General features: G+C 57.1%; 9 protein-coding genes. 3 read left to right on the top strand and 6 right to left on the bottom strand.

Annotation, left to right across the window (positions count from 1 at the left end; translation table 11 throughout):
- Positions 1–62: 62 nt before the first annotated feature.
- The 5 genes from IFT84_RS14670 to IFT84_RS14650 are packed head-to-tail and all read right to left on the bottom strand — an operon-like array spanning position 63 to position 5524.
- A complete protein-coding gene (locus IFT84_RS14670) occupies positions 63–1289 on the bottom strand; it encodes a molybdopterin molybdotransferase MoeA (protein WP_192120653.1) in 1227 nt (408 codons plus the stop codon).
- Positions 1286–1777, bottom strand: a complete 492-nt coding sequence (moaC, locus tag IFT84_RS14665) for a cyclic pyranopterin monophosphate synthase MoaC (protein ID WP_192120651.1) — start codon at positions 1775–1777, stop codon at positions 1286–1288. Before moaC ends, IFT84_RS14670 begins: the two co-directional genes overlap by 4 nt.
- The gene (gene trpC, locus IFT84_RS14660) at positions 1774–2586 is read right to left on the bottom strand and encodes an indole-3-glycerol phosphate synthase TrpC (protein ID WP_192120649.1); all 813 of its coding nucleotides are present in this window, start codon (positions 2584–2586) and stop codon (positions 1774–1776) included. Before trpC ends, moaC begins: the two co-directional genes overlap by 4 nt.
- Before the next feature lie 9 nt (positions 2587–2595).
- Positions 2596–3612 carry an anthranilate phosphoribosyltransferase gene (trpD, locus tag IFT84_RS14655; RefSeq protein WP_192120647.1) on the bottom strand — a complete coding sequence of 339 codons (1017 nt, stop codon included), beginning with the start codon at positions 3610–3612 and terminating at the stop codon, positions 2596–2598.
- A 16-nt stretch (positions 3613–3628) separates the two neighbouring features.
- The gene (locus IFT84_RS14650) at positions 3629–5524 is read right to left on the bottom strand and encodes a peptidylprolyl isomerase (protein WP_192120645.1); all 1896 of its coding nucleotides are present in this window, start codon (positions 5522–5524) and stop codon (positions 3629–3631) included.
- Positions 5525–5868: 344 nt separating this feature from the next.
- Here IFT84_RS14650 and IFT84_RS14645 point away from each other — a divergent pair, with 344 nt between their 5' ends.
- Positions 5869–7518: a Na/Pi cotransporter family protein gene (locus IFT84_RS14645; RefSeq protein ID WP_192120643.1), complete on the top strand. Its 1650-nt coding sequence runs from the start codon at positions 5869–5871 to the stop codon at positions 7516–7518.
- Here the strand turns inward: IFT84_RS14645 and IFT84_RS14640 are convergent.
- Entirely contained in the window at positions 7510–9171 is a 1662-nt protein-coding gene (locus tag IFT84_RS14640) for a hypothetical protein (RefSeq protein WP_192120641.1), read from the bottom strand. The two genes, IFT84_RS14645 and IFT84_RS14640, sit on opposite strands and share 9 nt — an antisense overlap.
- Before the next feature lie 137 nt (positions 9172–9308).
- On the opposite strand from IFT84_RS14640, the gene glmU reads away from it, so the two are divergent.
- Entirely contained in the window at positions 9309–10676 is a 1368-nt protein-coding gene (gene glmU, locus IFT84_RS14635) for a bifunctional UDP-N-acetylglucosamine diphosphorylase/glucosamine-1-phosphate N-acetyltransferase GlmU (protein WP_192120639.1), read from the top strand.
- Between the two features lie 93 nt (positions 10677–10769).
- Positions 10770–12596 (top strand): glutamine--fructose-6-phosphate transaminase (isomerizing), encoded by a 1827-nt coding sequence (gene glmS / locus IFT84_RS14630; RefSeq protein ID WP_192120637.1) that lies wholly within the window; start codon positions 10770–10772, stop codon positions 12594–12596.
- Positions 12597–12600: the final 4 nt, after the last annotated feature.

Here is a 12600-nt window from a genome sequence, read left to right as displayed (position 1 = left end):
AACCATACATGAAATGAACTCTATATGTTCCATCTGTGTTCCGCAAGTATTTAAATCATCGCTTATATTGAAAACGAATGTTTTATACGGAAAATGGTGCAGGAATCGCCCTGAGCCAGCGCGGTTTCAAAGGGCGCACGTACCAGCAAGCAGTCGGCATGCGCGAAAATGCGCATCATAGACGAGTCCTGCGGTAGAAACGGCGTTGCAATCCCTCTGCCGCTCGAATCACTGGTCAGCCATGACCGGATATAATCCTGCCGGCCATCGTTTGCCGGCAGATCGATACCGGCAACTGCCTGCTGCAAGCGGTTGATGCCCGGAAGGGATCCCACTCTGCGAATAAGAGGTTCCAGAAAGAGATAACTGCAAACGAGGCTGGAGGCAGGGTTGCCCGGCAGACCCAGAACGTGCATGCCATCAAGCTTGCCAACCATAAGCGGTTTGCCCGGCCGCATGGCGATGCGCCAGAAATCGAGGGTCATTCCAAGTTGACGCAGCGATGATTGTACGAGGTCATGATCCCCGACAGATGCGCCACCCAACGTTACCAATATATCGACGTTCTGCGCCTGTGCGTTTCCGACGGACGCCATGATAGCGTTGGTTCGATCCGGGCAAATGCCAAGATCGACGACATTCGCGCCTGCCTCCCGTGCAATTTCGGCAACGCCATAGGTGTTGGATCCGATGATCTGGCCGGGTCCCAATTGGCTTCCGGGTGACAAAAGTTCGTTACCGGTCGCCAGAATTCCCACTATGGGTTTGCGATACACGGAAACGCGCGGGTAATTCATTGCCGCAGCGAGCGTTAAATGGCCGGCATCCAAAATCTGTCCCTGCCTCAGCAGGACTTGATCCTGCCTGAAATCCTGACCCTTTGGACGAATGTTGCGGCCCTTCACGGGGAGCGAGGTCGCCGTAATGGTCCCATCTGGATTGACGACAGCATTTTCCTGAATTAGCACAGTGTCAGCACCGTCAGGGACCGGAGCGCCGGTGAAAATGCGAATGGCCTCACCCGACCCAAGGCTCTGTGGTGCAGCCAAGCCCGCGGCGGCCTCGCCAGTGACACGAAGCGGCAGGCCGCTTTCAAGATCGTCACCACGGACTGCATAGCCGTCCATCGCGGAGTTATCGAACGGCGGTTGCGTGAGTTTGGCAGAAAGGTCGCTTGCAAGCACCCGCCCTCCCGCATCATGCAAGGATACCAATTCTGAGCCCGTTTTCGGGGATCCGCTGTGCAGCAAGCGGGACAGTGCTTCAGCGACCGGTAAAAGCCCGGTCATGGAGACTGGTTCCGGACAAAATCGCCGGATTTGCCGCCACTCTTGGTAGCCAGTTGAATGCCGCCAATTTCCATCTCGCGGTCTGCAGCCTTTGCCATGTCGTAGATTGTCAGGCAGGCAATACTGACAGCGGTCAGGGCTTCCATTTCTACGCCGGTCTGGCCTTTCAGCTTCGCCAATGCGGCCACACGCAACCCGGGCAGCTCCTCATCCGCTTGAATATCGACTGTGACTTTGGTCAGCATGAGTGGATGACAAAGCGGGATCAGCGACGCCGTTTGTTTGGCTGCCATAATTCCGGCAATTCGCGCGGTGGCAATCACATCGCCTTTCCTGGCATTGCCGTCCTGAATCATGGCCAAGGTTTCGGCATGCATTTTCACGTAGCCAGTAGCGGTCGCGATCCGTACGGTATCGCCCTTTTCGCTGACATCCACCATGTGCGCCTGGCCGGTGTCATCAATGTGCGTCAGCCGGGCGCTCGTCATTGAGCAGGCTCGGTAGCGTGGCCGGTCAGCAACTGGCGGGTAGCAGACGCGACATCGGCCTGGCGCATCAAGCTTTCGCCCACCAGAAACGTTGTGATACCACTGACAAGCAGCCTTTGGCAGTCTTCGTGGGTGAAAATCCCGCTTTCCCCGACAAGCAGCCGCTCCGGCCCTACCATGTGGGAGAGGGTCTCGCTGACAGCCAGGTCAACCTCGAATGTACGCAGGTTTCTGTTGTTGATGCCAATCAGTGGCGATTTCAGCTTCAGCGCCCGTTCCATCTCATCAGCATCGTGCACCTCGATCAGCACATCCATACCGAGAGCCATGGCCTCGTCCTCAAGCTCTTCCGCTTCGTCATCGGTCAGGCTTGCCATGATCAGCAAAATGCAATCTGCGCCCCAGGCTCTTGCCTCGTGAACCTGATAGGGATCGAACATGAAGTCCTTGCGCAGGGCTGGCAAGCGACACGCAGCGCGTGCTGCGCGCAAAAATTCGGGTGAACCCTGGAAGCTTGGGCCGTCGGTCAGCACCGAAAGACACGCGGCACCACCGTCTTCATAGGCTTTTGCGAGAGATGGCGGATCAAAATGCTCACGGATCAAACCCTTGGACGGGCTGGCTTTTTTGATCTCCGCAATCAATCCAAATTTTCGCTGCTCGAACCTGTCGGTGAGGGCTTTCATGAAGCCCCGGGGCGCTGTCTGGTCAGCGCTCATGGCCTTCAGCTCCTCCAGTGGCACAGCGGATTTGGCTGCTTCGATCTCTTCGCGCTTGTAGGCTTCGATTTTGCGGAGAATATCGGTCATTGCCAGTCCTTAATCTGCGAGATTGGAAACAGCGACAAGGCGCTGCAACGCCGTGTTTGCCGCGCCACTGTCCACCGAAAAGCGGGCGAGGTCCATCGCTTCTATCAGTGATTGGCTTTTACCTGCGATGACAAGTGCTGCGGCGGCATTGGCGAGCGAGATATCGAGGTAGGGCATCCGGGCACCGTCAAGCACCGCTTGCAGCGTGGCGGCATTGTGTGCGCCGTCACCGCCTCTTAACTGAGGCAGCTCGACCTGCGGCAGACCGAAGTCCTCCGGCGTTACAGTGAATGTCCGGATATGCCCGTCTTCCAAGGCAGCGATCTGCGTGGGCCCAGTTGTCGTAATTTCATCCAGACCATCGCCATAGACGACCCAGACTCGGGTCGATCCCATATCTTTCAAGACCTCGGCCACAGGCACCAGCCATTCTGGCGCATATACACCGATGAGCTGCTGTTTCACACCGGACGGGTTCGACAGCGGACCCAGCAGGTTGAAGATTGTGCGAGTCCCCAATTCCACCCGTGCCGGCCCAACATGGCGCATGGCGGAATGGTGTTTTTGGGCGAACATGAAGCCGACGCCCGCTTCCTCAATGCAACGGGTAATCAAGGCAGGTTCAATGTCGAGCTTGACGCCCAGACAGGAAAGCGCATCCGCTGTGCCCGATTTGGAGCTTAGGGCGCGGTTGCCGTGCTTGGCGACTGGCACACCAGCACCCGCCACAATCAAGGCTGCAAGCGTCGAAATGTTGTAGGTATGGGCACCGTCGCCCCCCGTGCCGACAATGTCGATAGCATTCTCAGGTGCGTTAACCGGCAGCATTTTGGCGCGCATTGTGCTGACCGCACCGACGATCTCATCGACCGTTTCGCCCCGGACACGCAGCGCCATGAGGAAGCCGCCAATCTGCGCGGGCGTTGCTTCGCCCGACATGATGATATCGAACGCCTGACGCGCCTCATCCCGCGACAACGATTGCCCGTTGGCAGCCTTGGCAATGAATGGCTTCAATTCGGGCATGGGGTCCTGTTCCCTTCTACCGGGCGGCCATGGTTGCGTCTGCAAGCGGGCGATTGACGCTGACGCTGTAGCTGGTCTCCAACTGGTCCACCATCTGGTCGAGAATGTCATCACCACTGGCACGGGCAGCTGCTTCGATCTGTGCATCGCTGTTGTCAAGCGCGTCAGTTGCCGTGTCGAAGGCGACGTCTGTGACCTTGAACAATATCTGTCCGTCACCATCCATGCCCGCAGCGTTGCCAACCAGTCCGTTCGGACCTGCGAAAGCAGCGCGGATTGCGGCTGGGCTTAACGCTGCATCCTGTGTGCCGCGGCGCAAGCCTACTTTGGTTTCAACAGCCAGACCCATGTCTGTCGCGATGGCCACCAAGGTTTCGCCTCCGCTGACGCGTGCTTTCAATTCAAGAGCCCGTGCCTCCAGGGCCTTTGTCTGCTGCTCGGCCGTCCAGTCAGTCAAAACGCGGTCCCTTGCTTCCGCAAGCGTGCGGTCACGCGCCGGTGTGGAATCGTTGACCTCCAGCCAGAGATAGCCTTCACGGCCGATATTGATAACCGTCGGGTCACCGCCAACATCGGCCTTGAACGCATCTGCTAGTACCGTCTGGCGTTCGGGCAGATCGGCAACTTCGTCATCATCCGGTGTCTTTCCGGTCGCATCGATGGCTTCAACGGTTACCGCTTTCAGGTTGACCTGACGTGCTGCGTCGACCAGCGAGGCGCCGCCTGCGCGGGCATCTTCAAACTGATCGTGAATTCCAAGAATTTCGTTCTGGGCAAGAGAAAGCGCAAAATCGCGGCGCAACTCTTCCTTCACGTCCTCAAAGCTTTTCACGGTTTCTGGCTGGATGTTGGCAATACGCAAAATCACCGGCCCAAACACGCCGTCAACGACTGGCGTCGTCTGGCCATTCTGTGCAACGGCAAAGGCGGCGTCGGCTACCTTGGGGTCTGGAAGAACGTCCTTTGTAAAGTCACCCAGGCGAACATCGGCAAGAGTTTTACCCTGTTCGGTAACCAGAGCGTCGAATGTCACGCTTCCAGCGTTCAGGCGCGCCAGAGCCGCATCGGCCGCCCCTTTGTCGGGAAAATTGAGCTGTTCAATGGTGCGGGTCGCCGGAGTGCGATAGGCGTCCTTTTGCCGGTCGTAGGTTGCACGCAGGTCTTCATCCGTGGCCTTTGAGAAATCGGCAATGTCCTCCGGCTCCAGCTTCACGTAGGTGAGCTTGCGATATTCCGGGGCGCGGTACGCGGCTTTCTTCGCCTCAAACCATGGTGCCAGCACATCGTCGCCGGGCGCTTTGATCGGATCGATATTGGCGTTGGAAAGCAGTATATAGTCGATGGAGCGCATTTCGTTGCGGAACTGGCGCAGCGCATCGACCATGGCCTTTGGCGGGCTGTAGCCATCCGAAACGGCATCGACAATCTGCTGGCGGACGGCAACCTTGCTGCGGCTGTTGATATAATCGTCCTCACGCAGACCAGCATTCCTCAGGGTGCTGGAAAAAAGCTGGCGATCGAACTGGCCGTTGACGGAGCGAAATGCCGGTTCCTCGGCAATAGTGCGGGCGAGTTGATCCTGCGACAGGCCGAGATTCATATTGCTGGCAAGTTGGTCCAGTGACGCGCCGGCAATCATCTGGGCAATGACCTGCTGATCAATACCAAGCGCGCGCGCCTGATCATGAGTCAGCCGTGTGCCGTACTGGCGGGCCGCAACGGAGAGTTGCCGCTCGTATGCCATACGAAGATCGGTCGTGGACACATCAACATCGCCAACAGAGACCACGGCCTGCGACGTTCCTGTGACGAGTGAGGTCGATACGCCCCAGACGCCGAACGACAGCACGAGAAGGATAAGAAGCCCTTTGACGATCCAGGTCTGGGAAGCTCTTCGCAGGGATTCAAGCATGAGAATGCGTACCTCTTGGCAATGGTCTGGTATGGGCGGTCTGGTCCACGCACAGTCCGCCACAGCGTTCCTTAAATGAAACAGTTCCAGAATTGAAGCTAGGTTTCATCAAAAAGCGTTGACCTTGCGATTTTGCAAAATGCGCATGGCTTCTTATATCAGAAGCATTGACGGCCTGCAGCGGTGCCGCAGTTGCCTTAAGTCGTGCCGTGATGCGTATTCGCGTCACGACGCGTCGGATTTGTTAGCCGGCAACCAAATTTCGTGTGCGACACTGGCATTGTATCCGGTGTCTGTTATTCTTCCAAAGGTCTAACTCAGGCCCGGAAGAGAAAGCTTTTGTAATGTCTTCCATGATCGTCATGATCAATCTGTTCGGCGCGGTCGCGCTGCTTTTGTTTGGGCTGTCCCAGGTCAAAAGAGGCGTAACAGCGGCCTTTGGCGCAAAGTTGCGCACCGGTCTGGCCAGGGGCACCAAAAGCGCTGTCCGATCTTTCGTGTCCGGCTTCGTCGCGACCATCGGTTTGCAAAGTTCAACCGCGACGGCGCTTATGGTTGCGTCGTTCGTGGAGCGTGATTTGATGCGCGGTCGGCGGGCGCAGGTGGTGCTGCTGGGCGCGAATGTGGGCACGGCGGTCACCGCATGGCTTGTCTCGACGGGTATAGTTTGGATATCGCCGCTTCTGTTGCTGGTTGGCATGGTTTTGTACCGCTCTGGCTCTACGGCGCGCAAGGGTGGTGGTTCGGCCCTGATTGGCATTGGCCTCATGCTGCTCTCGCTGGAACTGCTGGGTATTGCCACAGAGCCTATGCGCGATTCGCCTGCGCTCGCAGCATTTTTAACATTGCTGGACAGCGCTTGGCCGGTGGCGCTCATGTTCTCTGCGGTCCTTGCGGTAATTTCGTCGTCGAGCCTTGCTGTCGTAGTGCTTGTCCTGTCCCTGGCATCAGCGGGTATTCTCTCGCCAGCATTGACAATTGTTCTGGTGCTGGGTGCCAATCTGGGCGGGGCTATACCTCCGGTTATTGCGACAGCCAGAAGCTCTGCCTCTGCGCGACGTGTGACGCTTGGTAATCTGCTGGTTCGGACAATCGGCTGTGTGCTGGCCATGCCAATGGCTGGGATCATTTCTGATCTGCTCAACGGGCTACCTTTCCTCAACGCGAAACTGCCGGTTGATTTCCATTTGCTGTTTAATATCAGTGTCGCGATTCTGGCGTGGCCGTTCAGTTCTCCCTTGTCGCGTTTGATGGCGCGGCTGGTGCCCGACGAGCCGAAAAGTGACAACGGGCCGCGCTATCTGGACGAGGATACACTTGCTTCGCCTGTCATGGCTCTTTCAGGTGCTACCCGCGAGGTCCTTCGGGTTGGTGACATCATCGAAAGCATGCTGATCAAGACCATGCATGCGTTCGACCGCAACAACCTGTCGGACATCCATGATATTTCCATGCTGGAAAAACAGGTAGACCGTCTGCAGCAGGATATTAAAATTTATCTGTCGCGTCTGGGCCGGGCGGGATTGGACGAGGAGTTGTCCCAACGCTCGATGGTGATTATCGATTATGCCATCAATCTGGAGCATATCGGCGACATCATTGAAAAGGGAGTCTACGACCATGTGACCAAGAAGGTGCGCCATGGTCTGAAATTTTCCGAGGACGGATATCAGGAACTGCATAAGCTGTTCGACCTCACGATCGACAATCTCAGGATTGCGCAAACAATTCTCGTGACGCGAAATTTCGATCTCGCTCGACAGTTGATGCAGGTGAAGGTGGAGGTACGTCGCATGGAGCGTGTTTCTGCCGCACGCCACCTTGAACGTTTGCGCGATGGGCGCTTGGACAGTCTGCAAACGAGCTCGCTGCATCTGGATATGCTGCGGGACTTAAAGCGCATCAATGCGCATATTGTGTCCGTCGCTCATCCCATTCTGGACGAGAACGGCGTGCTGACCGAAAGCCGTGTCAGTATGCCGAAGTCAGGGTAACAGGTCGTTACGCACAAATGCGTCAAAGCACGGCGTCAGCGTTATACGGCTGTGATTGGGAGTTAGCATCGGTTGGTAGATCGATAATAAGTCCGCGACATTGGTGGTTAGGGGGCAGGTGGGGAGCAGGGCAATATCCACGGCACTGACCGCTGATATGACCGTGTCGTCTGGAGGCGGCACCGCACGAGCAGGATCGGCACCAATGGCAATGTGTTTGGGCGCGTCCCGCTTCATGATCCACGCAAACGGATTTGTAAAGTCGATGGTCATGACGGTCGAAAAGCGCAGGTTTCGTTGCCGTTCGAGCGCATAGAGTGCTGTGACGGCTTCGTCCGCATTCAAAAGCCACATAGCCTGGTAATCAATGTCGCTGAAAAGCAGGAACGACGGTAGGTCTCCTTGCGTCGTCAACGCGGAAAAGGTGCTGCGATGATCGGCGTAGAAGCGCCGCATGGTCTGTGCCCTGTCCAGATGCTCGGACCGCATTCGAACCGCCCCCAGAGTTCGCAGATTTGCTTGCGGCAGAGTCTCGTACCGCAAAACGCCGATGCCGGAACGCGCCGCGTTTTGCAGGATAGTCACCGCATGCGGCAGGGCTATCGCCAGTATGCAGACCGTAGCACCGGCTCTGAGATGCCTCGAACGCTCTCGCAATGACCACGCCAGACCAAGGAGAAGAAGCGGCCACAGGAAAATGAAGGCCTGACTTCCGGTATTCTGACTTTCAAACAGCAGTCCGGCCAGCAGAAACAGAGGCAGCAGAACCAGCAGGCGCGTGTTTCGACGCTGGCCCATGATCAGCAGCACCCAGAAAAGTCCGCCAAGGGCCACGATCATGGCGTTCAATGATGCTGCTTGCAGCAGGCGGCTGCCCAGACCCGAATGGTTGAGCATCAGCAACGCACCGATATCGCGTGCATAGGCTACCGGAATACCGGTGGTAATCTGTAGGACAACCAACGCCGCGAAGAACGCAAAAGCGGACAGGACCGCATCTTTAATGCGCAGAGATCCCGTCAACACTGCGCCGAGGCAGAGAAGCCCACCGGCTACGGCACCGGTGATTTTCACGAGGCAAAGGCTGAGCATGGCGATTGTGATCAGCACGGTTTGCAGGCGCGTAGTCTTCATAAAAAGCAATATGCACGCCAGAACATACAGCAACTGGCACGCCTGCCGGTTGTAAATGCCAAACCCGTCAGCGCCGGGGAAGGGGTAGAAAAAGCCGGTGTTAAACGGCAGCACGGAAAAGAGCAGGAACGGGATCAGCAGCGCAAAAGCTGTCGTATTTGACCGCTTTTGAACATCCGCCAGCACAGCGGCCATGAGCGGAATGGTGACGAGCAGAATGCACCAGCTCGCAAGAAACAGCGGTTGGGCCTTCGGAAAAACGGCCATCAGGCCCGCGTAGAGATAATAGCCAAGCGGTCCAACGGGTGCGAAGAAATCGACAATCGGAATCTGACCGGAATAAATGCGCTGTGCCGCATCCAGATACAGGTATTGATCCCAATACATCGGGCCGAGCGGCACCGGGATTGTAACAACGAGAGCACCGCCAAGCAGCAATGCGGCAACGGCCAGCATAGCAAGGGGTGAGCGCCAATAGGGATGTCGTGTGTCTTCCGAACGTATGTCTGCCGCTTTCATGAGTTTCAATCCATCCCCAGAGCGTCGGAAAATGGCACGCCTTGCCCCCGCCTGTCACCAGCCTCGCGATAGATTGTTTGCAGATACACGTTTCTGATATTACAACGCCCGACGCGTTGATGAACCTGGAGATACCTATGGCCCGTACATGTCTGGCGGTCGTTCTTGCAGCCGGTGAAAGCACAAGGATGAAGTCATCCATGTCCAAGGTGCTGCACCCGGTCGGCAATCGCCCGATGATTTCGCATGTCATGGCGGCACTTGAAGGTGCCGGGGTCGATGCTGTTGCGCTGGTCGTTGGGCGGGATGCACAGGCCGTGGAAGACACAGCGCGAAAGCATGCACTGCCTTTGAGCGTGTACGAACAGACACAGCGGCTTGGCACCGGCCATGCGGTTCTGGCAGCAAGGCAAGCCATTGCAGAGGGTTACGACGACGTGCTGGTCGTCTTTGGCGATACGCCGCTCATTACCGGCGCGCCCTTGACGGCGGCGCGTGAAGGGCTGGCTGCTGGTCACGATGTTGTGGTGATTGGTTTTCAAGCGGCCAATCCTCACGGCTATGGACGGTTGATCACCGAGAATGGTGCGCTTCTGGCTATTCGCGAGGAGAAAGATGCGTCCAGCGACGAGCGTGCGATCACCTATTGCAACGGTGGTCTTATGGCCGTGCGCGGTGATAAGGCGCTGGACCTGTTAAACCGCATCGGCAATGGCAATGCGAAAGGCGAATATTACCTCACTGATCTGGTAGAAATCGTGGTTGCTTTGGGCGGCTCCGCCATTGCGGTGGAAGCGCCGGAGCAGGAACTGATGGGGTGTAATACCCGCGCCGAACTGGCTGTCATCGAACGCATCTGGCAGGAGCGCCGCAGGCACGACGTCATGCTGTCGGGTGTATCAATGATCGCGCCAGAAACCGTGTTTTTGTCCTATGATACCCAGTTTGAGCAGGATGTGGTGATTGAGCCCCACGTCGTTTTTGGTCCGGGGGTTAGCGTTGCAGCTGGTGCCGTCATCCACTCGTTCTCGCATATCGAAGGGGCGACAATTGGGCCAAAGGCGGAGATTGGCCCCTATGCTCGTTTGCGTCCGGGCGCAAAGCTGGCGGCCAAATCCAAGGTCGGTAACTTCTGCGAGGTCAAGAAGAGCGAAGTGGGCGTCGGCGCAAAGATCAACCATCTGAGCTATATCGGGGATACATTCATCGGTGCCGGTGCCAATATCGGAGCCGGTACGATCACATGTAACTACGATGGCATCAACAAACACATTACCCGCATCGGGGACAATGCCTTTGTCGGTTCGAATTCTTCGCTCGTAGCCCCGGTGACGATAGGCGCGTCCAGCCTCATTGCCTCCGGCAGTGTGATTACACAGGACGTACCCGACAATGCCACCGCCTTCGCCAGAAGTCGGCAGGAAAACAAGCCGGGTCATGCGGAAGTGGTACGCGCCAGAAACGCTGCCTTTAAGGCTGCAAAACTGAAGGCCGACGAAGCGTAAAACTTTGAAATGCAAAGTGAAGTCCGCGCCATTGCGTATTTCATCAAAGTCTTTAACCAGACAAGCTTCGATGGGTGAATACGGGGACATAGTATGTGCGGAATTGTCGGAATTGTCGGTAATACTCCGGTTGCCGAAAGGCTTGTTCAGGCGCTGAAGCGGCTTGAATATCGTGGTTACGATTCGGCGGGCGTTGCGACAATCCACGACGGACGCCTTGAGCGCCGGCGCGCCGAGGGAAAGCTGGTCAATCTCGCTCACAAGCTGGACGCCGAGCCTCTTGCCGGGACTATTGGGATAGCCCATACCCGCTGGGCGACCCATGGCGCGCCAACGGAAAACAACGCGCATCCGCATTTCACCGATGGCGTCGCGGTCGTCCATAATGGCATTATCGAAAACTTCTCCGAGATTAAAGAGGACCTGAAAGCCGCTGGCGCGACCTTTTCTTCTCAGACCGATACGGAGGTTGTGGCGCAACTTCTGGCCATGCTGCTGCGAGCGGGGCTCGGCCGCCGTGAGGCCATGCACGCCATGCTCCAGCGGGTGCGTGGTGCCTATGCACTGGCCGTGTTGTTTCAGGACGATCCGTCCACGATCATGGCGGCCCGCAACGGCCCACCGCTGGCAATCGGCTATGGCGAGGGTGAGATGTTTCTGGGGTCCGATGCCATCGCGCTGTCACCCTTTACCAACCGCATTTCCTATCTGGTGGATGGAGACTGGGCGATCCTTGGTCGCGAGGGCGTCCACATTTTCGATATGCAGGGTGAACCCGTTCAGCGTCCGCAGCAGATCGCCAGTGCAACGGCCTTTCTGGTCGACAAGGGCAACCACCGGCATTTCATGGAAAAGGAAATCTATGAACAGCCCGAGGTGATTTCCCATGCACTCGGCCATTACGTCGATCTGCTTGAAAATCAGATCCGCCCGCTGGATGACGCCATTGATTTCGCGCGTATTTCCGGTTTGGCAATTTCGGCCTGCGGTACGGCCTATCTGGCAGGCATGGTCGGCAAATACTGGTTTGAGCGGTATGCGCGCTTGCCGGTTGAAATCGATGTGGCATCGGAATTTCGCTACCGCGATATCCCCCTGTCTCCATCGGCAGCAGCGCTGTTCATTTCACAGTCCGGCGAAACGGCGGATACGCTGGCGTCCTTGCGCTACTGCAAAGAGCTGGGCTTAAAGATCGGTGCCGTCGTCAATGTGCGTGAATCGACCATTGCGCGAGAGGCTGATGCGGTGTTTCCAATTCTGGCGGGCCCGGAGATCGGGGTCGCGTCGACCAAAGCTTTCACCTGCCAGCTGACGGTTTTGGCTGCGCTGGCGATCCGTGCCGGACGGGCGCGCGGTACGATCACGTCCGAGCAGGAGCGCGAACTGACGGGGCATCTCGCGGAAATGCCGCGCATCATGTCCGCCGTTCTCAACGACATTCAACCAGCCATGGAATTGCTGGCGCGTGATCTGTCGAAGTACAAGGATGTGCTGTATCTCGGGCGTGGCCCAAGTTTCCCGCTGGCGATGGAAGGGGCGTTGAAGCTCAAGGAAATTTCCTACATTCACGCCGAAGGTTACGCCGCCGGTGAACTCAAACATGGCCCAATCGCGCTCATCGATGAAAACATGCCGGTCATCGTCATTGCACCGCATGACCGCTTCTTCGACAAGACCATATCGAACATGCAGGAAGTGGCGGCGCGGGGCGGCAAGGTCATCTTTATCACCGATGCCGCTGGTGCGAGCGCTTCAAATCTGGAAACGCTGAAAACCATCGTTCTGCCGCATGTGAGCGAGATTATCGCGCCGATGATATTCTCTCTTCCCATTCAGCTTCTGGCCTACCATACTGCGGTCTTCATGGGGACCGATGTGGATCAGCCCCGCAATCTGGCCAAGTCCGTAACAGTGGAATAGTGCC

Source organism: Rhizobium sp. CFBP 8762, assembly GCF_014841565.1.
In the GTDB taxonomy this organism is placed as follows: Bacteria; Pseudomonadota; Alphaproteobacteria; order Rhizobiales; family Rhizobiaceae; genus CFBP-8762.
Note: the sequence above shows the minus strand (reverse complement) of the source record. Positions and strands in the feature narration are given on the sequence as shown.

What these genes read in the sequence shown, in the direction of transcription:
- glmS (WP_192120637.1), top strand. Translation starts at nt 10,770, where the DNA reads ATGTGCGGAATTGTCGGAATTGTCGGTAATACTCCGGTTGCCGAAAGG.
- IFT84_RS14640 (WP_192120641.1), bottom strand. Translation starts at nt 9,171, where the DNA reads ATGAAAGCGGCAGACATACGTTCGGAAGACACACGACATCCCTATTGG.
- trpD (WP_192120647.1), bottom strand. Translation starts at nt 3,612, where the DNA reads ATGCCCGAATTGAAGCCATTCATTGCCAAGGCTGCCAACGGGCAATCG.
- IFT84_RS14670 (WP_192120653.1), bottom strand. Translation starts at nt 1,289, where the DNA reads ATGACCGGGCTTTTACCGGTCGCTGAAGCACTGTCCCGCTTGCTGCAC.
- trpC (WP_192120649.1), bottom strand. Translation starts at nt 2,586, where the DNA reads ATGACCGATATTCTCCGCAAAATCGAAGCCTACAAGCGCGAAGAGATC.
- IFT84_RS14645 (WP_192120643.1), top strand. Translation starts at nt 5,869, where the DNA reads ATGTCTTCCATGATCGTCATGATCAATCTGTTCGGCGCGGTCGCGCTG.
- moaC (WP_192120651.1), bottom strand. Translation starts at nt 1,777, where the DNA reads ATGACGAGCGCCCGGCTGACGCACATTGATGACACCGGCCAGGCGCAC.
- glmU (WP_192120639.1), top strand. Translation starts at nt 9,309, where the DNA reads ATGGCCCGTACATGTCTGGCGGTCGTTCTTGCAGCCGGTGAAAGCACA.
- IFT84_RS14650 (WP_192120645.1), bottom strand. Translation starts at nt 5,524, where the DNA reads ATGCTTGAATCCCTGCGAAGAGCTTCCCAGACCTGGATCGTCAAAGGG.